This window comes from Demequina litoralis, assembly GCF_030418455.1.
In the GTDB taxonomy this organism is placed as follows: Bacteria; Actinomycetota; Actinomycetes; order Actinomycetales; family Demequinaceae; genus Demequina; species Demequina litoralis.
Genome location: NZ_JAUHPW010000003.1, coordinates 118,946 through 142,840, shown reverse-complemented (window position 1 = coordinate 142,840; position 23,895 = coordinate 118,946). Strand labels below are relative to the sequence as shown.

General features: G+C 73.1%; 24 protein-coding genes. 15 read left to right on the top strand and 9 right to left on the bottom strand.

Going from position 1 to position 23,895, the window contains the following annotated elements; all coding sequences use genetic code 11:
- Positions 1-5: 5 nt before the first annotated feature.
- Both nhaA and QQX09_RS05120 read right to left on the bottom strand, forming a co-directional pair.
- Positions 6-1,349 (bottom strand): Na+/H+ antiporter NhaA, encoded by a 1,344-nt coding sequence (gene nhaA / locus QQX09_RS05125; RefSeq protein WP_301131690.1) that lies wholly within the window; start codon positions 1,347-1,349, stop codon positions 6-8.
- A 51-nt stretch (positions 1,350-1,400) separates the two neighbouring features.
- A complete protein-coding gene (locus tag QQX09_RS05120; RefSeq protein ID WP_301131689.1) occupies positions 1,401-2,105 on the bottom strand; it encodes a response regulator transcription factor in 705 nt (234 codons plus the stop codon).
- A gap of 56 nt (positions 2,106-2,161) precedes the next feature.
- Here QQX09_RS05120 and QQX09_RS05115 point away from each other — a divergent pair, with 56 nt between their 5' ends.
- From QQX09_RS05115 to QQX09_RS05075, 9 genes are all read left to right on the top strand, one after another.
- Entirely contained in the window at positions 2,162-2,896 is a 735-nt protein-coding gene (locus QQX09_RS05115) for a hypothetical protein (RefSeq protein ID WP_301131688.1), read from the top strand.
- Between the two features lie 18 nt (positions 2,897-2,914).
- Positions 2,915-3,349, top strand: coding sequence for a thioredoxin family protein (locus QQX09_RS05110; protein WP_301131687.1), 435 nt, complete (start codon positions 2,915-2,917; stop codon positions 3,347-3,349).
- A gap of 51 nt (positions 3,350-3,400) precedes the next feature.
- Complete coding sequence (locus QQX09_RS05105) at positions 3,401-3,841, top strand: DUF4395 domain-containing protein (protein ID WP_301131686.1); 441 nt, start codon at positions 3,401-3,403, stop codon at positions 3,839-3,841.
- A gap of 1 nt (position 3,842) precedes the next feature.
- A complete protein-coding gene (locus tag QQX09_RS05100; RefSeq protein ID WP_301131685.1) occupies positions 3,843-4,199 on the top strand; it encodes a DsrE family protein in 357 nt (118 codons plus the stop codon).
- A 168-nt stretch (positions 4,200-4,367) separates the two neighbouring features.
- Positions 4,368-4,949, top strand: a complete 582-nt coding sequence (locus QQX09_RS05095; RefSeq protein ID WP_301131684.1) for a heme-binding beta-barrel domain-containing protein — start codon at positions 4,368-4,370, stop codon at positions 4,947-4,949.
- Positions 4,950-4,974: 25 nt separating this feature from the next.
- Complete coding sequence (gene ygfZ / locus QQX09_RS05090; RefSeq protein WP_301131683.1) at positions 4,975-6,111, top strand: CAF17-like 4Fe-4S cluster assembly/insertion protein YgfZ; 1,137 nt, start codon at positions 4,975-4,977, stop codon at positions 6,109-6,111.
- 71 nt (positions 6,112-6,182) lie between these two features.
- Positions 6,183-6,530, top strand: a complete 348-nt coding sequence (locus QQX09_RS05085; RefSeq protein WP_301131682.1) for a DUF2516 family protein — start codon at positions 6,183-6,185, stop codon at positions 6,528-6,530.
- 7 nt (positions 6,531-6,537) lie between these two features.
- Entirely contained in the window at positions 6,538-6,963 is a 426-nt protein-coding gene (gene dtd / locus QQX09_RS05080) for a D-aminoacyl-tRNA deacylase (RefSeq protein ID WP_301131681.1), read from the top strand.
- A gap of 235 nt (positions 6,964-7,198) precedes the next feature.
- On the top strand, positions 7,199-9,718 hold the full coding sequence (locus tag QQX09_RS05075) for an ATP-dependent Clp protease ATP-binding subunit (protein ID WP_301131680.1): 2,520 nt from the start codon (positions 7,199-7,201) through the stop codon (positions 9,716-9,718).
- Positions 9,719-9,986: 268 nt separating this feature from the next.
- On the opposite strand, the gene QQX09_RS05070 is transcribed toward QQX09_RS05075, so the two are convergent.
- On the bottom strand, positions 9,987-10,916 hold the full coding sequence (locus tag QQX09_RS05070) for an endonuclease domain-containing protein (RefSeq protein ID WP_301131679.1): 930 nt from the start codon (positions 10,914-10,916) through the stop codon (positions 9,987-9,989).
- Between the two features lie 173 nt (positions 10,917-11,089).
- Between QQX09_RS05070 and QQX09_RS05065 the strand changes: the two genes are divergently transcribed.
- On the top strand, positions 11,090-12,103 hold the full coding sequence (locus QQX09_RS05065) for an aldo/keto reductase (RefSeq protein ID WP_301131678.1): 1,014 nt from the start codon (positions 11,090-11,092) through the stop codon (positions 12,101-12,103).
- Positions 12,104-12,125: 22 nt separating this feature from the next.
- Here the strand turns inward: QQX09_RS05065 and QQX09_RS05060 are convergent, their stop codons facing one another.
- The gene (locus tag QQX09_RS05060) at positions 12,126-13,079 is read right to left on the bottom strand and encodes an HhH-GPD family protein (protein WP_436969047.1); all 954 of its coding nucleotides are present in this window, start codon (positions 13,077-13,079) and stop codon (positions 12,126-12,128) included.
- 59 nt (positions 13,080-13,138) lie between these two features.
- Between QQX09_RS05060 and QQX09_RS05055 the strand changes: the two genes are divergently transcribed.
- On the top strand, positions 13,139-13,765 hold the full coding sequence (locus tag QQX09_RS05055; RefSeq protein WP_301131677.1) for a hypothetical protein: 627 nt from the start codon (positions 13,139-13,141) through the stop codon (positions 13,763-13,765).
- Positions 13,766-13,791: 26 nt separating this feature from the next.
- Here QQX09_RS05055 and radA read toward each other — a convergent pair whose 3' ends face one another.
- A complete protein-coding gene (radA, locus tag QQX09_RS05050) occupies positions 13,792-15,168 on the bottom strand; it encodes a DNA repair protein RadA (protein WP_301131676.1) in 1,377 nt (458 codons plus the stop codon).
- Positions 15,169-15,266: 98 nt separating this feature from the next.
- On the opposite strand from radA, the gene QQX09_RS05045 reads away from it, so the two are divergent.
- From QQX09_RS05045 to proC, 3 genes are read left to right on the top strand one after another with little or no spacing between them, the layout of a single operon-like run.
- Positions 15,267-16,550, top strand: coding sequence for a hypothetical protein (locus QQX09_RS05045; protein ID WP_301131675.1), 1,284 nt, complete (start codon positions 15,267-15,269; stop codon positions 16,548-16,550).
- Entirely contained in the window at positions 16,547-17,149 is a 603-nt protein-coding gene (locus tag QQX09_RS05040; protein ID WP_301131674.1) for a TetR/AcrR family transcriptional regulator, read from the top strand. The genes QQX09_RS05045 and QQX09_RS05040 overlap by 4 nt, the downstream gene beginning before the upstream one ends.
- 52 nt (positions 17,150-17,201) lie before the next feature.
- Entirely contained in the window at positions 17,202-18,047 is an 846-nt protein-coding gene (proC, locus tag QQX09_RS05035; RefSeq protein WP_301131673.1) for a pyrroline-5-carboxylate reductase, read from the top strand.
- 118 nt (positions 18,048-18,165) lie between these two features.
- Here the strand turns inward: proC and QQX09_RS05030 are convergent, their stop codons facing one another.
- A complete protein-coding gene (locus QQX09_RS05030) occupies positions 18,166-19,197 on the bottom strand; it encodes an aminotransferase class V-fold PLP-dependent enzyme (protein WP_301131672.1) in 1,032 nt (343 codons plus the stop codon).
- A 78-nt stretch (positions 19,198-19,275) separates the two neighbouring features.
- Between QQX09_RS05030 and QQX09_RS05025 the strand changes: the two genes are divergently transcribed.
- The gene (locus QQX09_RS05025; RefSeq protein WP_301131671.1) at positions 19,276-20,154 is read left to right on the top strand and encodes a LysR family transcriptional regulator; all 879 of its coding nucleotides are present in this window, start codon (positions 19,276-19,278) and stop codon (positions 20,152-20,154) included.
- 470 nt (positions 20,155-20,624) lie between these two features.
- Here QQX09_RS05025 and QQX09_RS05020 read toward each other — a convergent pair whose 3' ends face one another.
- The 3 genes from QQX09_RS05020 to QQX09_RS05010 are packed head-to-tail and all read right to left on the bottom strand — an operon-like array spanning position 20,625 to position 23,848.
- Complete coding sequence (locus tag QQX09_RS05020; RefSeq protein ID WP_301131670.1) at positions 20,625-22,457, bottom strand: carbohydrate-binding domain-containing protein; 1,833 nt, start codon at positions 22,455-22,457, stop codon at positions 20,625-20,627.
- 18 nt (positions 22,458-22,475) lie between these two features.
- Positions 22,476-23,243, bottom strand: coding sequence for a polyphosphate polymerase domain-containing protein (locus QQX09_RS05015; RefSeq protein ID WP_301131669.1), 768 nt, complete (start codon positions 23,241-23,243; stop codon positions 22,476-22,478).
- Positions 23,240-23,848 carry a DUF4956 domain-containing protein gene (locus tag QQX09_RS05010; protein ID WP_301131668.1) on the bottom strand — a complete coding sequence of 203 codons (609 nt, stop codon included), beginning with the start codon at positions 23,846-23,848 and terminating at the stop codon, positions 23,240-23,242. Before QQX09_RS05010 ends, QQX09_RS05015 begins: the two co-directional genes overlap by 4 nt.
- Positions 23,849-23,895 lie beyond the last annotated feature (47 nt).

Sequence of the window (23,895 nt, the reverse complement as noted above, 5' to 3'; positions counted from 1 at the left end):
CGGGCCTAGTGGCCCTTCTCCTCCGGCGCCTCCTCGATGCCGACCTCGGCGGGGTCGACGCCCACCGACTTCCCGAGCTCGTGCGGCTTCGCCATGCGGTTCGCCGGCAGCGGCACGGGGGTCGAGCGACGCTCGTAGAGCCTGCGGTAGAAGCGGTCGCGCGCGCCGAGCAGGCCCGCCCCGAGCGCCGCGGCGAGCACCGAGGCCGTGAGCACCGACAGCTTGACCACCTCGGCGTTCTCGCCGCCGAAGGCCAGGTCGCCGATGAGCAGCGACACCGTGAAGCCGATGCCGGCGAGCAGGCCCATGCCGGTGACGTCGAGCCACGACAGGCCCCGGTCGAGCTGCGCGCGCGTGAACGTCGCCACCAGCCACGTCGCGAGCACGATGCCGAGCGGCTTGCCCACGACGAGGCCCAGGATCACGCCGTGCGCGACAGGGCTGGAGACGAGGTCGGAGACCGCGTCCGCGTTGATGGTGACGCCGGCCGCGAAGAACGCGAAGATCGGCACCGCGACGGCCGCCGAGACTGGACGCCACACGTGCTCCCAGTGCTCGGCGAGCGAGGTGCGCTCGCCCGCGCGGGCCACGGCCGGGACCATCATGCCGAGCGCGACGCCGGCGATCGTGGCGTGGATGCCCGAGGCGTGCATGAACGCCCACGCGGCGAACGCGATCGGGAACAGCAGGAACGGGCTGGCCCAGCCCTTCCGGATGAGCAGGCCGAAGGCGACGATGCACGCGATGGCCGCGCCGAGCCACAGGAAGCTGAGGTCCGAGGAGAAGAACACCGCGATGATGATGATCGCGAGCAGGTCGTCCACCACCGCGAGCGTGAGGAGGAACGCGCGGAGCGCGTTCGGCAGCCACTTGCCGACGACCGCGAGCACCGCGATGGCGAAGGCGATGTCGGTCGCGGTCGGCACCGCCCAGCCCTGCAGCGAGCCGTCGGGGCCCAGGTTGGACAGCACATAGAGGAGCGCGGGCACGGCCATGCCGCCGACCGCGGCCACGATCGGGACGATCGCGGTCGAGGGCTTGCGGAGCTCGCCGGCGACGATCTCGCGCTTGAGCTCGAGGCCCACCACGAAGAAGAAGATCGCGAGCAGGCCGTCCTTCGCCCAGTCGGCGATCGACAGGTCGAGGTGGAGCGCGTGCGGGCCGATCGTGAACTCGCTGAGGTTCTCGTAGAAGCCCTGCAGCCCCGTGTTCGCGAAGATCAGCGCCGCGACCGTGCCGATGAGGAGCAGGATGCCGCCGGCCCGCTCCGTGCGCAGCACATCGACGAGCGTGCGCTCGGTCGACGGCGTCAGCCGGGAGAAGAGGCGGGAGGCGGGCTTGGACGTCATGACGCTCCTGATCGGGGTACGGCGGGAACGCGCCCAATCCTATCGGTGCGGCTAGACCGTCTCCTGAACGCCCGAGCGCTGCGGCTGGGGCGGGTCGAACCGGTATCCGACGTTGCGCACCGTGCCGATGAGCTGCTCATGCTCGGCGCCGAGCTTCGCGCGCAGGCGACGCACGTGCACGTCGACGGTGCGGGTGCCGCCGTAGTAGTCGAAGCCCCACACCTCCTGGAGCAGCTGGTCGCGCGTGTACACGCGGCCCGGGTGCTGCATGAGGTACTTGAGGAGCTCGAACTCCTTGTAGGTGAGGTCGAGCGGCACGCCCTTGAGGCGGGCGGTGTAGCCGCCCACGTCGACCGTGAGGTCGCCCGAGGAGAACTCGGCGACGCGGTCGAGCGGGTCGGCGGCGTTCGCGCGGCCGATGAGCAGCCGGATGCGCGCCTCGACCTCCGCGGGGGACGCGTCGGCGAGCACGACGTCGGCGGCGCCCCAGTCGGCGTTGACGATCGACATGCCGCCCTCGCGCAGGACCAGCAGCAGCGGCACGGCGACGCCGGTCACCTGGACCAGGTTGCAGTTGTTGCGCGCCTCGACGAGGTCCGTCCTCGCATCGACGACCAGGACATCCGCGTCCATCGCGTCGAGCATCGCGGACGGCTCCGGGGCCACCACGCGCGTCCGATGCGACAGGAGCGCGAGCGCAGGCAGGACGTCGGCCGCGCCGTCTCCCGACGGCGTGAGCACGAGCAGGTCTGCCATCGCCACCTCCGATTGCGCTTCACTCTAGCGGTGCCAGGTCTGAGACACTAACGCCCATGCTTCCCACGACGAGGGCGACGATCAGCGCGGCCGCGGCGGCGCTCGTCGCCGTCGGCGGCTTCCTCGGCACCCGCTATCTCGCGGTCGTGGTGATGGGCCTCATGGTGGTCCTGGCGATGGGCTGGCCCGTGCTCCTGCGCGCCTCGCGGCGCCGCACCGCGTCGGTCATCCTCATCGGTGGCGGCGCGCTCGCCCTGATCGCCGTGCTGGTCGGCCGCACCGCCCCGCACCTGCGCCACATGGTGGTCGCCGTGGCCCTCATGGTGATCGCCGCGCTGGTCGCCGAGGTCTTCTGGCCCAGCTCGCGCGGACGGGCCGTGACCTCGGTGGCGGCGACGTGTGCGGGCGCGATCGTCGTCGCCTCCGGAGCGGCGTGGGTCGCGGCCTCGCGCACCCATGGCGCGGAGGACCTCGTGGTGACGGGCGGCGTCGCTCTCGCCGTGTCCGCGATCGCCTCCGTGATGACCCCGAAGCCCGGGGTCAACTCGCTGCTCGCGCTCACGCTCGGCCTCTGGTCGGGCATCGGCACGGGCGCGCTGTTCCCGGAGCTGCCCTGGTGGGCGGGCGGCGGCGTGGGCCTGCTGTGCGCGGCCGTCGTGACCCTGCTGCAGGAGCTCCGCCGGCGCGAGCCGCGGCTCAAGGGCTGGATCCCGGGAATCTCCTCGGCCGTGGCCCCTGTTCTCGGAGCGGGCGCGCTCGTCTACATTGGCGGACGACTGCTCGTCGGCTGAGGTCAACCGGAGGTCCCCGTGCTGCTCCGCATCATCATCGTCGTCGCGATCCTCGCGGTGGCGACCGGTGCCGCCCTGTGGTGGCGCCGCCGTCAGGGCATGGTCCGCGAGGTCGAGCGGGCGGGCGCGCTGTCCTCCGCCACCCTCGGCGCCAAGCGCGGCTACCACGCGACCTTCGTGCAGTTCTCGACCCCCATGTGCGCCAAGTGCCCGCCCACCGCCCAGCTGCTGCGCCGCATCGCCGAGGAGGACGCCCGCGTCGTCCACATCGAGATCGACGCCGCGGAGCGGCTCGACCTCGCGCGCGAGCTCGAGATCATGCGCACGCCCACGATCCTGCTGCTCGACGGCGACGGGGTGGTGGTGTCCCGCATCTCCGGCGCCCCGTCCGAGCAGCAGGCACGCGACGCGCTCGCGGCAGTGCCGCGCACCGGCACCGACTACACCATCTAGCGGGCACGACCCTCCGTGACCGTAGACTCCACCTCGAGGGAGGGAGCCCCCATGAAGGACATCCAGATCGACCCGCGCGGACCCCGGTTCAGCGCATTCTGGCAGCTCGCGTTCTCGGTGTCCGCGCTGCTCGCGGGCGCCAACCCCGTGGGCATCGCCATCATGGCCGTGCTGCTGGTGCTGTTCATCCCGGGCGCGATCATCGGCCCGCAGGCCACGCTCCAGGGCTGGGTGTTCCGCACGATGGTGCGCCCGCGCCTGGACCCGCCGGCCGAGACGGAGTCGTTCCGCCCGCCGCGCTTCGCGCAGCAGATGGGCACCACGTTCTCCATCCTCGCCGTCGCGTCGGGCCTCCTCGGCCTCGACGCCGGCTTCTTCATCTTCACCGGCTTCGTGACGTTCGCCTCGTTCCTCAACAGCGTCTTCAACCTGTGCCTGGGTTGCGAGATCTACCTGCTGTTCAAGCGCGCCACCACCCGCACCGCCGCCTGACATGCCCACCCTGGTCGTCAAGGTCACGTGCGGCGTCGAGCGCGTCGAGACGCTCATGCAGGCCTTCACCGTCGCCGCAACCGGCGTCGCCTCGGGCCTCGAGGTGAGCCTGTGGCTGACGGGCGACGCCACGCTGCACGCGCTGCCCGGCACGGACGACGTGGTGATCCCGCACTCGCCCCCGCTGTCGACGCTGCGTGACGCGGTGCTCGCCGCCGGCACCGTGACGGTGTGCGCGCAGTGCGCGGCCCGTCGCGAGATCGCCGAGCCGGACCTGCTGCCGGGCGCCCGCATCGCCGGCGCCGCCGCCTTCGTCGCGGAGGCGACAGCCGCCGACGCGACCGCGCTCGTCTACTGAGACAGCGCATCGTCCGCGCGGGACGTGGCCCGGGACCTCGGTCCCGGCATACACTCGGGCCATGACTGCTCTCGAGGTCACCTTCACCGTGCTCGCCGTCCTCGCGTTCGCCGCGACCACCTGGATCGCCGGCATCGTCGCCTTCCGTCTGGTGAAGGGCCCCAAGCGGTGACCTTCGTCATCCCGTCGGACCTCGCGCCCGAGCTCTACCCGCTCGCGTGGGTGGTGGGCGCCTGGGAGGGCCACGGGGTCCTCGAGTACCCCGGCATCGAGACGGCGGACTTCCGCCAGCGCGTGGTCTTCGACCACGACGGCGGCCCGTACCTCTCCTATACGGCGACGATCACGCTCATGGGCCCCGACGGCGAGGAGGGCCAGGTGTGGTCCACCGAGTCGGGCTTCTGGCGCGTCGCACCGAGCGCCCCCGAGGGCGTCCAGCTGGGCGAGAACCAGCACCCGCTCGAGGTGGTCCTCGCGGACGCCTCCGGCCTCCTCACCGCGTTCTTCGGCGCGGTGGGCAACGGCCGCATCGACCTCGCAAGCCGCTTCGCCGCCGCGACCGAGTCCGGCCCCGACGTGCGCGCCGCCACCCGCATGTACGGCAACGTCGGCGGCGAGCTCATGTGGGCGTGGGACCTCAAGGCCTTCGGCCAGGATCTCCAGTCCTACGCGAGCGGCCGCCTGTCGCGCGTCGACGGCCCCGAGGTTCCCGGCGACGCCGAGACCATCGCGCCCGACGCGGAATCCTGACGCCGCGCCCGCGCGTTCACGGAACATGACCTCCCCTCTTCTCGACCGTCACGGCGCCGTCGTGGGCGTCGGCCCCGACGCGGGCGTCGCCTGGCACTACGGCGACCCCACCGCGGAGCAGCGCGCCCTCGAGGCCGGCCGTGCGGTCGCCGACCAGTCCCACCTCGGCATCGTCACCGTCACCGGGCCCGACCGCCTCACGTGGCTCGACTCGCTGTGCACGCAGCAGGTCGCGGGCCTCGCGCCCGGCGAGTCCGCCGAGCTCATGATCCTGTCGCCCCAGGGCCGCGTCGAGCACGTCGCCGGCCTGGTCGACGACGGCACCACCGCGTGGCTCATCTCCGAGACCGCGCCCGCCCTGGCCGCGTTCCTCGATCGCATGCGCTTCATGCTCCGCGTGGAGGTGCACGATGCGACGGCCGAATGGGCCGCGATCGGCGAGGCCGTGTCGCGCCCCGCCGCCGAGGGCGAGCCGGTCACGTGGGTCGATCCGTGGCCCGGCGTCACCGCTGGGGGCACGTCGTACGCCGCCGACCCGTCCGCGCTGTCCGATGCGGTGCGCCCGTGGCGTCTCGTGCTCGTCCCGCGCGCGTCCCTCGCCGCGGAGATCCAGGCGCGCGTCGACGCCGGCTGGACCCTCGTGGGCACGTGGGCGACGGAGGCGGTCCGGATCGCCGCGCATCGTCCCCGCGCGGGCCGCGAGATCGACGACCACTCGCTGCCGCACGAGCTCGATTGGCTGCGCACCGCGGTGCACCTGCACAAGGGGTGCTACCGCGGCCAAGAGACCGTCGCGAAGGTCCACAACGTGGGCCGCCCGCCGCGCCGGCTCACCATGCTCCACCTCGACGGCTCCGGCCACGAGCTGCCCGAGCCCGGCGTCGACGTGCATCGCGCGGACGGCGCGATCGCCGGGCGCGTCACCTCGGTCGCGCGCCACCACGAGCTCGGTCCCATCGCCCTCGCGGTGCTCAAGCGCTCGACCGATCCCTCAGCGACGCTCACCGTGCCCACCGACGGCGGACCCGTCGCCGCGGCGCAGGAGCTCGTGGTCAACGCCGACGGCTTCTCCGCCGACCGCCCGCCCAAGCCGGGCCCCACGATGAAGGGCCTCCTCATGGGCAAGGGCTGCGCCGCCGACGGCGGGGACCTGCCCGCCTGAGGACGGGCTGAGGCCCGCCCGCGGCCCTGCGCTAGCGTAGGTGCCCGATCGATCCTTCGGAGGAGGCTCCCGTGTCCCTGTTCGGCTGGCTTCAGAACGCCCTCGTCCTGCTCATCTCCGTGGCCGCGTTCGCGGGCGCCATCTGGGGCCTGGTCGACGCCTTCCGCCGCCCGGAGACGGCGTTCACCGCCGCGGGCAAGTGGTCCAAGACCATCTGGCTCGTCATCCTCGGCGTCGCCACCATCATCGCGTTCATCTCGCTGCCCTGGCCGCTCGGCACCGGGGGCGGGATCGGCGGCATCCTCGGCATCGCCGCGATCGTCGCGGTGATCATCTACTTCGTGGACGTGCGCCCCAAGCTCGGCGGCGGCTACGGCTCCTCGGGCGGTTCGCAGGGCCGCTCGTCCGGCGGCTGGTGAGCCGCGGGTGAAGGCAGTCCTCCAGCGCGCCTCGCGCGCGTCGGTGACCGTCGACGGCACCGTGACGGCCTCGTTCGACCGGCAGGGCATCGTCGCGCTCGTGGGTGTGACCCACGGCGACGGTCCCGAGCAGGTGCAGACCATCGCGCGCAAGATCGCCGAGCTGCGGATCCTGTCCGACGAGAAGAGCGTGTCCGACGTCGACGCCCCCGTCATCGTGGTCTCGCAGTTCACCTTGTACGCCGACACGCGCAAGGGACGCCGCCCGTCGTGGAACGGGGCGGCACCCGGGCCGGTCGCGGAGCCGCTGGTGGAGTCCGTCGTGGCGCACCTGCGCGACAGGGGCGTGACCGTCGGGACCGGCGTCTTCGGCGCCCACATGGACGTCGAGCTGGTCAACGACGGGCCGATCACGATCCTCCTCGAGGCCTGACCCTTCTCGTCCCTTCCGTGCACGGCCGGGGCCCTCGCCGCTCGTCTCCCGGGCCCGGCCCGCCGTCCGGCACGTCCGGCGCTGCTCCCCCCGCGCATCGTCCCCCCGCGATATCCCTTCACGCCCCTGGCGAACACGGGCATGAGGCCGGGGGGCCCGCGGTTAGCCTGGAAGCACCCGCGGTGGGCGACCGCCGCGACCCCGGCCCCGGCCGGACGAATCAAGGGAGGCTGACATGTTCGAACGGTTCACCGATCGAGCCCGTCGCGTGGTGGTGCTCGCCCAGGAAGAGGCGCGCATGCTCAACCACAACTACATCGGCACGGAGCACATCCTGCTCGGGCTGGTGCGCGAGGGCGAAGGCGTGGCCGCGAAGGCCCTCGAGGCGATGGACATCTCCCTCAACGGCGTCCGCGAGCAGGTGCAGGAGATCATCGGCGAGGGCTCGCACGCCCCGTCCGGGCACATCCCCTTCACCCCGCGCGCGAAGAAGGTCCTCGAGCTGTCGCTGCGCGAGGCGCTGCAGCTGGGCCACAACTACATCGGCACCGAGCACATCCTGCTGGGCCTCATCCGCGAGGGCGAGGGCGTGGCGGCGCAGGTGCTGGGCAAGCTGGGCGCGGACCTCGGCGGCGTGCGCCAGCAGGTCATCCAGCTGCTGTCGGGCTACGAGGGCAAGGAGCCGGTGACGTCCGGCGGCGGCCCCCAGGAGGGTCAGCCCGCGGGCTCGACCGTGCTCGACCAGTTCGGCCGCAACTTCACGCAGGCCGCCCGCGAGGGCAAGCTCGACCCCGTCGTGGGCCGCGAGCTCATCATGGAGCGCGTGATGCAGGTCCTGTCGCGCCGCACCAAGAACAACCCCGTCCTCATCGGCGAGCCCGGCGTCGGCAAGACAGCCGTGGTCGAGGGCCTTGCCCAGGCGATCGTGCGCGGCGACGTGCCCGAGACGCTCAAGGACAAGCACCTCTACACGCTCGACCTCGGCTCGCTGGTCGCGGGCTCCCGCTACCGCGGTGACTTCGAGGAGCGCCTCAAGAAGGTGCTCAAGGAGATCCGCACGCGCGGCGACATCATCCTGTTCATCGACGAGATCCACACGCTCGTGGGCGCCGGTGCGGCCGAGGGCGCGATCGACGCGGCCTCGATCCTCAAGCCGATGCTCGCGCGCGGCGAGCTGCAGACCATCGGCGCGACCACGCTCGACGAGTACCGCAAGCACGTCGAGAAGGACCCCGCCCTCGAGCGTCGCTTCCAGCCCATCCAGGTGCCGGAGCCGGAGCTGTCGCACGCCATCGAGATCCTCAAGGGCCTGCGCGACCGCTACGAGGCGTTCCACCGCGTCACCATCACGGACGACGCGATCGTGGCCGCAGCGACCATGGCGGACCGCTACATCTCCGACCGCTTCCTGCCGGACAAGGCGATCGACCTCATCGACGAGGCGGGCGCGCGCCTGCGCATCCGCCGCATGACGTCGCCGCCGGAGCTCAAGGAGCTGGACGACAAGATCGCGGGCGTGCGCCGCGACAAGGAGTCCGCGATCGACGAGCAGGACTTCGAGAAGGCCGCCAACCTCCGCGACGTCGAGCGCCGCCTCTCCGAGGAGCGCGCGCGCAAGGAGGAGGCCTGGAAGTCGGGCGACCTCGACGTCGCCGCCGTGGTGGACGAGGACCTGATCGCCGAGGTGCTGTCGATGTCGACCGGCGTGCCCGTCACGCGCGTGTCGTCCGACGAGTCCTCGCGCCTCCTCCACATGGAGGCCGAGCTCCACAAGCGCATCATCGGCCAGGAGCAGGCCATCAAGGTCCTGTCGCAGTCGATCCGCCGCACCCGTGCCGGCCTCAAGGACCCGAAGCGTCCCGGCGGCTCGTTCATCTTCGCCGGCCCGACCGGTGTGGGTAAGACCGAGCTCGCCAAGGCGCTCGCCGAGTTCCTCTTCGGGGACGAGGAGGCGCTGATCTCGCTCGACATGTCCGAGTACGGCGAGAAGCACACGGTGGCGCGCCTCTTCGGTGCGCCTCCCGGCTACGTCGGCTTCGAGGAGGGCGGCCAGCTCACCGAGAAGGTGCGTCGCAAGCCGTTCTCCGTGGTGCTGTTCGACGAGGTCGAGAAGGCCCACCCCGACATCTTCAACTCGCTGCTCCAGATCCTGGAGGACGGCAAGCTGACGGATGCGCAGGGTCGCGAGGTCAACTTCAAGAACACCATCATCATCATGACCACCAACCTGGGTGCGGACGCGATCTCGCGCCGTCAGGCCACGGGCTTCTCCGCGATCAAGGAGGGCGGCCACACCTACGAGGACATGGTCAAGCTGGTCAACGGCAAGCTGAAGGAGCACTTCAAGCCGGAGTTCCTCAACCGCGTCGACAACGTGGTGGTGTTCCCGCAGCTCACGCAGGCCGAGATCATCCAGATCGTGGACCTCATGGTCGCCCGCCTCGACGAGCGCATGAAGGACAAGGACATGGGCATCGAGCTCACCACGGCGGCCAAGCAGCTGCTCGCGGAGAAGGGCTACGACCCCGTCCTCGGCGCACGACCGCTGCGCCGCGCCCTCCAGCGCGAGATCGAGGACCCGCTGTCGGAGAAGATCCTCTTCGGCGAGGTCACCTCGGGCCAGATCATCCGCGTGGACGCGCAGGGCGAGGGCATCCTCGGCGAGTTCACGTTCGAGGGCATCGACCGGGACGAGGTGGTCGGCGAGCCGATCGCCGAGGACCCCGAGGTCACCTCGAACTCCAAGAAGGACTAGGCGGCTCGACCGTCACCGGAAGGCCCGGCTCCCCGCTCCTCGGCGGCGGGGCCGGGCCTTCGGCCTGTGCGGGCACCCGCGCGGTCCGAGGGTAGGCCGGCCCCGCCCGTGCCGATTGGTACCAATCAATACGACTCGGCCTCTCCTCGTCCCGATTGGTACCACTGGGCGCAGCGGTGCCGACACTGGGCGCAGCGGTGCCGACACTGGGCGCAGCGGTGCCGACACTGGGCGCAGCGGTCCCGACGCGCCGGGCCGGGGCCCATGCCTACTCGGATCCCAGCCGGCTCCGGATCGTCCCCCGCAGCTTCTGCCGGCACCGTTCAGGACGTTCGAGCAGGTCGTGGAACCCGAAGCGGATCGTCGCATAGCCGATCTCGAGGAAGTCCGCATCTCGCTGACGGTCGGCCGCGACCGCGCCAGGCACTCCGTGATACGCGTCACCGTCGCACTCGATCACCAGGCGCGCCTTGCGATGGACGAGGTCGGGATGGCGCCAGGTGCCGGCCACCAGGAACTCCGCGCCGCGCTCGAGCGCGGCGAACTCGGCGCCGACGAAGACCCGCCGACGTGCCAGCACCTCGGCGGGCGAGCGGGCACCGGCGGCGAACTCGCCAAGGATCGCGTCCATCTCCGCTACGCCAGGGACCCGGGGTGTCCGGTCGAGCACCTCGCGCAACCGGTCGACCCCCACGACCTCCTCCCACAGCGCAACGTAGAGCAGGTCCTCGCGCTTCGTGGGCAGTGCGCGAGTCCACGCGTCGATCAGTGCCTCTTCTCCGGGGACGCACCGCACCCCGAACCGATTCACGTACACGCGCGGCAGACCCACGCGGCGGATCTGGACCCACTCAGGTGCATGGGCGTGGTGCCGCACGACGCCCACCGCGTGGACGTCGGCAGGCGCCGCGAACCGCGAGTTCAGCAGGTGCAGGGCCGATGCTCCTGCTATCCGGAGGCGGCCACGTCCCCAGACCACGACCGCCGTGCACCGCACCACGTGCTCGTGCTGGCGAGCCCCCGCGACGTAGACCCGGGGCAGCAGCTCGACGAGGTCACCGCCGCGCACTGCTTGGCGGAGGCCACGTTCGCCCAACGCTTTCACCGCGTCTGCCCGGCTCATGGCGCCACGGCGGGGACCCCGGAGCAGCGCGAGCACCGCCTCCAGCCTGCCATCGCGGCTCGCCTGTCGCGCCATGTTCCGAGGGTCACCCCAGGCATCGTCGCGCGCCATCCCCTGTGGAGAACGCGGGCCTGACGCTGGTGGTACCAATCACTACGACTCGGCCTCGCCTCGTCCCGATTGGTACCACTGGGACGGCGAGCCACGAAGCTCGGGCACGCGCACACCCCCGGCCCTAGGCTGACCTCATGACCCACGACCCGTATGTGGCCGACGACGCCCGCTACGCCTCCATGCCCTACGCCCGCTCGGGGCGCTCGGGCCTCCTGCTGCCCCGGATCAGCCTGGGCCTGTGGCAGAACTTCGGCGGCCACCATCCCCTCGACAACCAGCGCGCCATCCTGCTGGCGGCCTTCGACATGGGGATCACCCACTACGACCTCGCGAACAACTACGGCCCGCCGCCGGGCAGCGCCGAGGCCAACTTCGGAGGCTTCCTCGCCCGCGACCTCAAGCCGTACCGCGACGAGCTGATCATCAGCACCAAGGCCGGCTACCACATGTGGCCCGGCCCGTACGGGGACTGGGGCTCGCGCAAGTACATCCTCGGCAGCCTCGACCAGTCGCTCCGGCGCATGGGGCTCGACTACGTCGACGTCTTCTACCACCACCGCCCCGACCCGGACACGCCCATCGAGGAGTCGATGATGGCGCTCGACCAGGCCGTCCGCTCCGGCAAGGCGCTCTACGCGGGCATCTCCAACTACGGCCCGGCGGAGACGGAGGAGGCCGCGCGCATCCTCCGCGAGCTGGGAACCCCGCTGCTCATCCACCAGTTCAGGTACTCGATGTACGAGCGCACCCCCGAGGACGGGCTCCTCGACGCGCTCGACGCGGTGGGCGCCGGCTCGATCGTCTTCTCCCCGCTCGCGCAGGGCATGCTCACCGACCGGTACCTCCACGGCATCCCCGACGGGTCCCGCATCACCCACTCGCAGTTCCTCCACGAGAACCAGGTCACCGAGACCTACCTCGAGCGCACGCGCGCCCTCGACGCGATCGCGAAGGAGCGCGGCCAGACCCTCGCGCAGCTCGCGCTCCAGTGGGTGCTGCGCGGCGGTCGCGTGACCTCGGCGCTCGTGGGCGCAAGCTCGGTCAGCCAGCTCCGCGCGAACGTCGAGGCGCTCTCCTTCCCCGACCTCACCGACGAGGAGGTCGCGGCGATCGAGCCGCACGCGGTGCACGGCACCTACTACGTGTGAGCGGCGCGGGGACGATGCGCGGCTAGAGGGCGCAGCGGCCCGTCGCCTCGTCGCGGGTCACCAGCCCGTCCGCGAGCAGCCCGTCGAGGCAGCGGTCGAGCTGGCCGGGCTCGACGTCGGCGAGCGCGGCGTGCCCGGTCACGTTGAGCGGGGCCGATGCGGCGCGCAGCAGCGCCATGATGCGTCCGCGCACCTGACGGTCGGTGCCGTGCCACGGCTGGGTGCGGCGCGGCGCGTCGTCCAGCCCCGGGCATCCGGCCCGGAACCACGCGCACGACGACGCGAGCGGGCACGCGTCGCAGCGCGCGACCCGCGCGGTGCACACCAGCGCGCCCAGCTCCATCGACGCGACGGCCCATTCGGCGGCCCCCGCATCGTCCTCCGGCATGAGGGATGCGGCGTGCGCGCGCTCGCCGACCGTCTGATGCGCGGCGGGCAGCGGCTCTCCACGCCACGCGCGCCCGATCACCCTCCGCACGTTGGTGTCGAGCACGAGCGCGCGGCCGTGGAAGGCGAAGGACACCACGGCGGCGGCCGTGTAGTCGCCCACCCCCGGCAGCGCGCGCAACGCCTCCTGGTCGGCGGGCACCTCGCCGCCGTGCCGGTCGACGATCGCGACCGCGCACTCCCACAGCCGCTTCGCGCGGCGTGGGTAGCCCAGCCGGCCCCAGGCGCGGACCGCGTCGGCCTGGGTCGCGGCGGCGAGGTCCGCGGGGGTGGGCCAGCGCTCCATCCATGCGTGCCACACGGGCTCGACCCGCACCACCGGCGTCTGCTGCAGCATCACCTCGCTCACCAGCACGCCCCACGGGGTGGAGCGTCCGCGCCACGGCAGGTCGCGGCCCTCGTCGCGGAACCACGCGCGCACGGCGTCGACCATCGCGGCCGATGCGGCGTCGAGGCCGGCATCGGTCGCCGCTCCGGTCCCGGCGCCCGCGGCGGGACGCGCGGCAGCGTTCTGCGGTGCGGTCGGCATGGCTTCATCATCCCAGCCGATCGGACGCCTACCGTGGATCGCGACCGTTGGGAGGAACGATGAAAGGTCTTCGCGAACCCGTGGGGGACCACCCGTCGGAGGTGTACTGGCGCCGCCGCATCGTCCTGCTGGTCGCGCTCGCCGTGATCGTCGCGGTGGGGTGGCTCATCGTGAGCGCCCTGTCGTCGGACGGCGCCGAGCCCTCGGAGCCCGCCGCTGCCTCGAGCCCCGAGACCAGCACCTCGCCGACCTCGTCGGTGTCACCGTCGACCGAGCCGACCTCGGCCGACGTCGAGGCCTGCGCGAAGGACGCGATCTCCGTGTCCGTCGCGCCCAACCCCGCCAACGTGCCGGCGGGCAAGCAGCCCAAGTTCGCCGTCACCATCGAGCAGACCGGCGACGTGCCGTGCCTGCTCGACACCACCGGCAAGAACACGAAGCTCGTCATCACCTCGGGCGACGAACGCATCTGGAGCTCCAACGACTGCCCCGCCGAGGAGCCCCTCATCGGCAAGGAGTGGCTGCTCGCTTCGGGCGACTCCAAGGAGGTTCAGGCGGCGTGGCCGCGGATCCGCAGCGCGGAGGGCTGCGCGACCACCGGCGACGCCATGGGCGAGGGCTGGTACTGGGCCGAGGTGACGGTGGCCGGCGTCAAGGCCGACCGCGTGCAGTTCCACCTCCAGTAGCGGAGCCGCCCGGGCGCCGTGCCGGGTCAGTCGCGTGGCGGCAGCGCCAGCGCGACCGCCTGCCCGACGGAGCCGACGGGGTGCACGCGCACGCCCGCGGGCACCTTCCCCGGACCCGCCGAGGCGGGCACGATCACGTCGGTGAAGCCCAGGCGGACGGCCTCGGCGACCCGCTGCGCCACCGCGGAGACCGGCCTCACCGCGCCGGACAGCGCGACCTCGCCGACCGCCGCCCAGCCCTGGCGAAGCGGCCGGTCCGCCCGCGCCGAGGCGAGTGCGAGCGCGAGCGCGACGTCCGCGGCGGGCTCGGTCACGCGCGCGCCGCCGACGGTGGAGACGTAGACGTCGTCCGCGGCGACGGCCATCCCGACCCGCCGGTGCAGCACCGCGAGCAGCATCGCCACGCGCGGGCCGTCGACGCCGGAGGTCGCGCGGCGGGGGTTCGACAGCGCGCTCGGCGCGACGAGCGCCTGGATCTCGGCGGGCAGCGGCCGCTTGCCGTCGAGCGTGATGGTGGGACACGTCCCTGGAACCGCCTCGGTCTCGCGCGAGAGGAACAGCCCCGAGGGGTCCGACACGGACTCGATGCCCGCGTCGACGAGCTGGAAGCAGCCGACCTCGTCCACCGAGCCGAAGCGGTTCTTGAGCGCGCGCAGCAGCCGCAGGGGGCTGTGCTGGTCGCCCTCGAAATGGCACACGACGTCCACGAGGTGCTCGACGATGCGCGGCCCGGCGACCGAGCCCTCCTTCGTCACGTGCCCGACCAGGACCATCGGGACCCCGCGCGTCTTGGCCGCCTGGATCAGCGCCGACGACACCTCGCGCACCTGGCCGACGCCGCCGGGCGTGCCCTCGACCTCGGCGGAGGCGATGGTCTGGATCGAGTCGATCATCACGAGCGCCGGCTCCGCGTCCGCGAGATGCGCGAGGACGGCGCCGAGGTCCGTCTCCGCCGCGAGCAGCACCTCCTGCTCGAGCGCGCCGATCCGCTCGGCACGCAGGCGCACCTGCCCGGCGCTCTCCTCGCCCGTGACGTAGAGGACGCGCCCGCCCGCCCGCGCGGTCCGCGCGGCCACGTCGAGGAGCAGGGTCGACTTGCCTACGCCGGGCTCACCCGCGAGCAGGATGACCGCGCCGGGCACGAGGCCCCCGCCGAGCACCCGGTCGAACTCCGCGACGCCGGTCGCCGAGCGTGCGGCGGCGGCCGCGGACACCTCGGGGATGGGCGTCGCCGGCGCCGTCACCGCGGTCGCCTTCGTCGCGGGCCCGGCGGGCGACGCGCCCGCCTCGATCACGGTGCCCCACGCCTGGCACTCCCCGCACCGGCCCACCCACTTCACGGCGGTCCAGCCGCACTCGGTGCAGCGGTAGCCGGGGGACGCCTTGCGGGTGGTGGTGGCCATGCGCACACGCTACCGGCGGCCTCCGACAGCGGGACGATGCGCGGGAACACGCGCGCGGAGGCACGATGCTGTCGGGACCCACCCCTAGGCTGTGGGCCATGACGCGTCAGCAGCCGGGCAGGGGCACGCCCGCGCACGCCCGCGAGACGGGCACGGCCCTCGGGGTCGCGCCGTCGAAGCCGGTCCGGCCGCGGGCCTCCGCGGGCACGCCCGCCCCCGTGCCCGTGGACCTCGACATCGATCACGACGACGTCGCCGCGCCGGTCCCCGGACCCGCGGCGGACGAGGTGCTGCCCGAGCCCCGCTCACCGCTCGACGCGGCCGCGGATGCCGAGGCCGTCGCCTCCGCCCGGCGCAGCCGCAGCGATGTCGAGCTGCTGGCCGCGGCCGCGGCCGCGAACGCGGCGATGCACGCCGCCGGCGCCCCCACCCCGCTCGGCGGGGTGCCCCGGGTGGCGGCGGGCGCCGTCGCAACCGGACCCGAGACCGACCTGTCGCACGGCGAGCCCGCGTTCGTCCCCACCTTCGCCCCGGTGGCGGGCGGCACCGCCGCCCGCGCCGCCTCGCAGCCCGGACCCACGCCGGTGGCCGCCCGCACCACCGCCCCCACCCCCACGGACGGCACCCCCGCCTGGCTGGCCGTCGCGCAGGAGGGGACCGCCGCATCGTCCACCGCGCCGCACGACCCCCCGCTGTACCGGCCGCGCGTGATGGCAGCCTCGTTCCCGGCGGTCGGGATCGGCGCGGCCGAGCCCGGCACCGCGCAGGCGGCGCGGGACGGCGACGGCGAGACGCCGGACGCGGCTCCCACCCGACCTGCCCGGGCGCCGCGCGACCGCGCGTGGCCGCTCATCCTCGTCGGCCTGCTCGTCCTCGGCGGGATCCTCGCGGGTGCCGCCTGGTACCTGCTGCGGGCCGACACCGTCGAGATCCCGGGACAGAAGGTGCTCGTCCCGCCCGTCGAGCGGGCCCTCGACCCGATCGAGGTCGAGGACGCCTCGCCGTTCCTGGCCGCCATGCCTCCCACCGTGGGGCTGTGGTCGCTCGTCGAGGTCCACTCGCCGAACCCCGCGAAGGACACCGCCCTGCCCGACCGCGTCGCCGAGGTCCAGGTGCTCACGTACGGGGACGGGGCGTCGCAGATCACGCTCACGGCGCGCCAGCTGTACACGGACGAGGACGCCGCGAAGGCACTCAGCCGTGCCGCCGGCAAGGACGCCGAGCTCGCCGACGCGACCGTGGCGGGCGAGATCGTCGGCAGCCGCGCGGTGATCGAGGCCGACGGTCAGACCACCGTGCGATGGACCCACGGCAGCGTGTACCTCGAGGCGACCGGCCCCACGGGCGAGGTCGAGCCCTTCGTGGAGACGCTGGGCCTATGAGCGCGGCCGGCAGGTCCCGCAGCCGCGGGCCTCGCGGCGGCGACGCGGACACGCGCGGCGACATCCTCGCGGCGGCGGCCGAGGTCTTCGGCGACGAGGGCTACGGCGCGGCGTCCATGCGGGAGATCGCGCGCCGCGCGGACGTCGACCCGGCGCTCATCCGGCACTACTTCCCATCCAAACGGGACCTCTTCGTCCACGCGGTCCGCCCGGTCACCGCCGACGACCCACGCGTCACCGCCCTCGCCGGGACCCCGCGCGACCGCCTCGGCGAGGCGCTGCTGCGGCTCTTCCTGGGCGTCTGGGACGACCCGGAGATGGGCAAGCGCCTGCGCGCGGTGCTCGCATCGATCGCCGCCGCGGGCGACCTCGGCCAGGCCCTCGCGGACGTCATGCTCCGCGACATCCTCAGCCGCCTGGTGCGGGAGGACGATGCGCCGCTGCGGGCGGAGGCCTGCGGCTCGCAGCTCGTGGGCTTGGCCATGGCGCGGTACGTCATCGGGATGCCCGCGGTGGCGCACGCCTCCGCCGACGAGCTCGTGGCGCTGTACGCGCCCACCCTGCAGCGCTACATCGACGGCGACATCGAGGCGGCCTGACCGTCCGGCCGCTGCCCGCGAGAGCCGCCGCGCCCCGCGATAGGTTGGGCGCATGAGCACCCACGTCTCCACGTCCGAGTCCGGCCTGCCCTCCGTCGCCGTCATCGGCGGCGGGGTGATCGGCGGCACCCTCATCTCCGCGATGCGCGTCGCCGGCTGGCCGGGTGCATCGATCACCGTCGCGAACCGCGGCGACGAGCGGCGCGAGGCGCTCGTCGAGGCGCACCACGTGATCGGCACCGCCGACGCGGCCGAGGCCGTCAAGGGCGCCGAGGTGGTCGTCCTCGCGGTGAAGCCGCAGCAGATGGCCGAGGTGCTCGACGGCCTCGTCGCCTCGCTCGAGCCCGGCGTGGTGGTCCTCACCGTCGCCGCCGCGCTGCCCGCATCGTTCTACGAGGAGCGCCTGCCCGCCGGCACGCCGGTGGTCCGGGTCATGCCGAACACCCCGTCGGTGGTCGGCCGCGGCGCGACCTCGGTGTCCCCGGGCGCGCACGCGACCGAGGAGCACCTCCTGCTCGCGGAGAGGATCCTGCGCGCGACGGGCCTGGTGGTCCGGGTGCCCGAGGACCTCATCGAGGCCGTGACGGTGGTCGCGGGCTCCGCGCCCGCGTACTTCTTCGCGGTGGTCGAGGCGATCACGGAGGCCGGCGTCATGCACGGGCTCGACCGCGAGGTCTCGTCGCTGCTCGCACAGCAGACCTTCACCGGCGCGGCCCAGCTGCTCGCCGAGTCGGGCGACACCCCGCAGGAGCTGCGCCGTCGCGTGAGCTCCCCCGGCGGGGTCACGCTCGCCGCGCTCGAGGCGATGGAGCACGCCGGTCTCCAGGGCGTGATCTCCGCCGGCGCGAACGCCGCCGTGGCGCGCTCGAAGGAGCTCGGCGCGCAGCTCGCCGGCTAGGCGAGACTGCGACGAGGGCGACGAGGGCGACGAGGACGACGAGGGCGACGCTCGACGGAACGTCATCGGTCCGTCGAGCGCCACGTGTGGCCGGGCGGTCCGCCTCTCGAGCCGCCTCTCAGGCCGCCTGCGCGACGCGGATCGCCGACGCGGCGGCCTCCACGTCGCGCTCGTCGTTGTAGACGTAGAAGCCCAGGCGGGCCCGGCCGCCGCGCGCGGCGGCCTTGACCCCGGCGCGCGCGAGGGCCGCGGGGTCGACGCCGTCGACCGCGACGATCGGCGACGCGCCGGCGGGCAGCCCGACGCGGGCCCGGAACTCGTTCGCGAGGCCCACGCTGTGGCGCCCGATCGCCTCGACGCCCTGCGAGGCGAGCAGCTCCAGCGCGGCGGCGCCGGCCTCGACGAGCTGCCAGGGCGGTGAGATGTCGAGGCGGCGCGCCCGGGCGCTGAGCGCGACGTCGTGGCCGTAGAGCGACTCCCACGGCGCATCGGACCCGTACCAGCTGGCGCTCACGGGGCGCACCCAGGAGGCCTCCGGCCGCACGGCCGCGAGCGCGATGCCTCGCGGCGTGCCGAGCCACTTGTAGGCGCTCGCCACCACCACGTCGAAGTCGCGCGCGGCCACGGGCATCCAGCCGGCCGCGTGGCTCACGTCGATCAGGGTGCGCGCTCCCGCGACGCGCGCGGCCATCGCGAGCGCGGCGAGGTCGACGACGGCGCCGTCCGCGGACTGCACGGCGCTCACCGCGACGAGGTCCGCGCCGCGCGCGGTCTCGGCGACGATGCGGTCGAGCGGGACCACGTCGACGGTGAGGCGCGGGTCGTGCACGAAGGGCAGCGGGACCGATGCGAAGTCGCCCGCCGCGACGACGACGCGTGCGCCGTCCGGCAGCGACGCCGCGACCATGCCGACCACCTGCGAGGTGCTCGCCGCGAGCGCGATGTCGTCGGCGTGCGCCCCCACGAGGGCCGCGAAGGCGGCGCGCATGCGCTCGACGGAGGCGTCGAGCGCGACCGGGTCGAGCGTGCCCTGCTCCCACGCGCGGGCGGCGCGCCGCAGCGCGGTGGCGGTGGCGCGGGCGGGCAGGCCGTAGGACGGGGTGTCGAGGTAGCCCGGCACCCGGCGGAAGGAGGAGGCGATCGCGAGCATGGGTCCATGGTCGCCACGACGCCACACCCACACAAGACGCCATTATCGACATCTAGACCTCGATGTCATGATGGTCTCATGATCGATGTCGAGCGACTGCTCATCCTCCGCGAGGTCTCCCGTCACGGCTCGAAGGCCGCCGCCGCCCGCGCGCTGCAGCTGAGCGAGCCCACCGTGGCCCACCACCTGCGCGCGCTCGAGCGGCGCGCGGGCGTGCCGCTGACGATGCGCGCCGGCCGGGTCACGCGCCTCACGCCCACGGGGGTCGCGCTCCTGCAGCACGCGGACTCGATCGCCGCGAGCCTCGAGGATGCCGAGCGCTGCCTCCACCGGCACGCGGACCTCCAGGTCGGGCACCTGCGGATCGCGGCGTTCACGTCGTTCTGCGCGACGGTGCTGCCCCGCCCGCTCGCGCAGTTCGCGCGCACCTACCCGGGCGTCGAGATCGGACTCGAGGAGACCGAGACGGATCCCGCGCTGGAGCTCCTGCGCACCGGCGCGGCGGACCTGGTGATCGGCTTCTCCGACTCGGCCACGCCGCCGCCGGAGGACCTGCCGACCACGCCGCTGGGCCGCGACGAGTACCTCGCGATCCTGCCCGAGGCGCACCCGCTGGCCTCGCGCGCGGTGATCGAGATGAGCACGCTCGCCGACGAGCGCTGGATCTCGGGCTGCATCCGCTGCCGGACCCACCTCGTCACGCATGCGGAGGAGGCGGGCTTCGTGCCCAACATCGCGTTCGTGACGGAGGACTACATCGCGGCACAGCGCCTCATCGCGGAGGGACTCGGCGTCGCGCTGCTCACGCGCATGGCCCTCGACGCGAGCCCGGCCATCCCGGGCATCGTCGCCGTGCCCACCCGGCCCGACACGTACCGCGACATCTTCCTCGCGCTGCCGCGGGATGCCGCTCCGGCGGCTCAGGCGTTCGCGAGCCTGCTGGTCACCGGGCTGTAGACGACCGCGAGGCCCCGGTGTTGGCAGTCACCAGGGCCTCGCGCGATCGGATGGGGCGGCGTTGGCAGCCGTCGCCCCGGGGGGAGCCGAGAGGCGTCCACGGCCTCGCTCCGGCCCGGCGGACCGGTCATCAGTCCCGGAGCTCACCGGTCGCCGTCCCGTCGGGGCCCTCGGGGAGGTGTCGAGGGCCGTCGACACGGGGAGGACGGCGAGCCGGCGACCATGGGCGCCTCTCGGCTCAGAGCCCTCGGGGGGGCTGGGGCTCATGACATCCATACAACCGGCGGATGCTGGGAGAAGCCTGGGAGCGCGGCGGGAGGTCGCGGGGAGTCGCCGCCCGCGTGCACCCCTCCACGCACAGGAAGCGCTCCTCCACACGAAACCCCTGGTGTGAACGGGAACACGATCGAATCGTGCCGATCCACGGGGCCTCCGTGTGGAGGAGCGCTACGTGTCGCGTCGGTGGCGGGTCAGTCGGCGGTCAGCGTGCCGAGCTCGTCGCCGCCGGAGACCGAGCCGTCGGTGACCAGGCCGCCGAAGTCGTCGCCCGTGACCGTCGCGTCGGCGATCACCGTGTACGTCTCGCCGGAGACGACGTCGGGGCTCGACAGCACGATCGCCTGCGCCACCTTGGACGTGGTGAACGATGCGACGAAGTCGCCGTCCGCATCGGTCACCGTCAGCACCGTGCCCTCGGCGAGCTGGGACTGGAAGCCGATGGAGAGCACGCCCTGGCCGTCGGCCGTGGGCGCCTCGAACATGCCGGACGAGCCCGAGGCGACGAGCGTGCCGCCCGAGATGGTGAAGTCGCCCGCGACGTCGACCGCGCCGTTGCCGCTGTTGGTCGGCCCCTCGACGACGACCGTGCCGCCGGTCATCACGGCGTCGCCGTTCGAGTCGAGGCCGTCGCCGTCCGCGTCGATGTACCAGGTGCCGCCGGAGATCTCGAGCTCGAGGCCCTCCTCGGCGGACTCCATGCCGCCCATGCCGCCGCCCGCGACGGTGGTCGCGTCGGTGGCGCCGTCGATGGACGCATCGGTGGACGATGCGGTGGTCGAGTAGACGGCGGTGGTCGCCGTGGTGCCGGTGGTCGAGGTGGTGTCCTCGGTGTCGGAGCTGCTCGGCGCCGCGCCCGGGCCGCCGGACGGACGGTCGCCGCTGCGCCCGCCGCCCATGCCGCCGCCGACGTCGGCGCTGCCGTCGCCCACGGTGGAGCCGGAGCCGGAGCTCACGTTGAAGCCGTCGTCCGAGGCGACGATCGAGCCCGTGCCGCCGGTGAGGCGGATGAGGCGGCCCTCGAGGCCCTCGTACGAGTTCGTGATGTCCACGGTGCCGTCGGCGATGCGGAGCACGCCCTTGGTGGTGATGCCGTCGTCGTCCGCCGCGATCGTGATGTCGCCGCCCTCGACCATGGCCTGGTAGTACGCGTCGATGCCGTCCACGCCCGCGGTGATGTCGAGCGTGCCGCCGGAGATCCACGCCACGCCCACGGGCACGCCGTCGTCGTCCGCCATGTTCTCGTTGTCGGCCTTGAGGCCGTCGCCGCCCGCGTCGACGGTGATGTCGCCGTCGAGGACCACCAGGTAGTCCTTGCCGCGGATGCCGTCGTCGGTCGCGGTCACCTCGATGGTGCCCGAATCGATGACGAGGCCGTCCTTGGAGGTGATCCCGTCGTTGGCGACCCCGTTCACGGTGAGCGCGCCGTCGCCGGTGATCCACAGGTCGGAGCGGGAGAACAGCGCCGCGTTGGGGCCGTCGTAGTCCTCGTCCGTGCTCGCGGTCGCGTCCGCGGCGTCGGAGATGCTGTTGGTCGAGCCGTCCGCCAGCAGGATGATCACCTCGTCGGCGTCCTCGATGTCGAGCGCGCCGGTGGTCTCCGCGGTGATGTCGACGCCGTCGAGGATGAGCGTGACGTCCTTGTCGTCGGTCGCGACCACCACCTGGCCGGCGGACAGGGTGCCGCTGAGGCGGTAGACGCCGCCGTCGGTGATGGTGACGGTGTCGCCGTCGACCGTGTAGCCGTCGCCCGCGGCGGTGGCGCCGTCCGCGAGCGCGATGTCGACCGCGGACGACTCGTCGACGTCGAGGTCCTCGTCCTTGATGTCGAGGTCCGCGTAGCTGACCTCCGCGAACTCGCCGCTGGCCGCCGCGGTCGAGGTGGTGCTGGTGGTCGTGTCCTCGGTCTGCGTCGTGCCGGTCCCGGAGGTGGCGTCCTCGGTCGAGGTCGCCGCGCCGGTCGAGCAGCCGGCGAGGAGCAGGGAGCCGGCGAGGATGCCGGCGAAGACGGTGGTGGGCTTGCGCATGGGGAACGCCTCTCAGGGTCAGGCCGCGAGCGCGGCAGCGGGGGTCAGGTGTCGGCGCAGCGTGCGGGACCAGCGGTTGGCCGGGAGCCCGGGCTGCAGCGCGGCGAGCGTGGTGCAGTACTTGGAGACGCGGGCGGGGCGCACGCCGCGCGCCCACAGCGCGCGGTCGACGTCGCCCGCCCGCAGGGAGGACTTGGTCTCGACGATGAGGGCGCCGCCGAAGCCGATGCGCTCGCCGTCGGTGCCGATGCCGACGACGTCACGGTCGATCGTGACGCGGGCGCCGGCGGCGACCAGGGTCGATCGGCGGTAGCGGGTGGTGAGCACGGGGCTGAGCCGCTCGACCGCGGTCCCGACCTCGGGGAACGTCGCGACGAAGTCGCGCGCCTCGCCGTCGAGCTCGCGGCCGCGGGCCACGTCGGCGCCGATCCACTCGCGGTGCTTCACCGTCTCGCCCTTCGCGGACCGCAGCTTCACCTCGATCGCACGGCCGCCGGTGTCGAGGTACTCGCGGGTGCGCACCTTGTAGCGGGACGGGCGGCGCCGGGCGGCATCGCGGTAGGACTCGAGCTCCGGGGTGTCGTAGTAGACGGACGCGTACCCGAAGGCCCGCTCGCCGTCGATCTCGAGGGCCCGCAGCCCGTCGACCGAGCCGAGCACGTCGGCCCACACCGCAGGCGACACGATGTACTTGCGGTCGACCCGGGTGAGCAGGGCGGCCTCGGCCTCGAGCTCGGGCAGGCTCACCGCCGGCAGCGCCGCGAGGCGCTCCTCCCACGAGATCATCGCGTCACCTCGGCGTTCGCGCCCCGGGCGACGATGCGGTCGTCGAACGGGGTGTCGACCGCCGCGTCGAGCGTGTAGCGGACGTCGACCACGGTGGACTCGTTGAGCAGGTCGACCTTGCGGATGTTGACGCGGTCGATGCGGGCGCCCAGCAGGAGCGCGAGGTGGTTGCGCGCGTCCTCCTCCGTGGTGAAGGCCTGGTCGAGGACCATCTGCTGCTGACGGCTGCGCGCGAAGAGCCGCGGGTTGTCGCCGACCAGGATGACGCCGAGGAGCACCGCCATGAGGGTGAAGCTCAGCGAGGGCGACAGCGCGGGGAAGCCGCCGAGGAGGCCGAGCGCGATCGCCGTGAAGTAGTAGGCGATCTCGGCGTGGTCCATCTCGGTGGAGCGCAGGCGGATGATCGACAGCACCGCGAAGATGCCCATGCCGAAGCCGAGCGAGATGTCGGCGTTGGTCATCGCGTAGGTGACGCCCATGACGCCGACGTTGATCGACAGGAACGCCACGATGAGGTCGCGACGCCGGTGGCGCGGGAAGTACAGGCCGAAGACGAGGAGCGCGACGGCGATGAGATCCGCGGCGATGAAGGCGTAGTAGGGCATGGTGACCTCTCGGTTATGGGGCGTCGGACCGGCGTCCTGGCCGATGT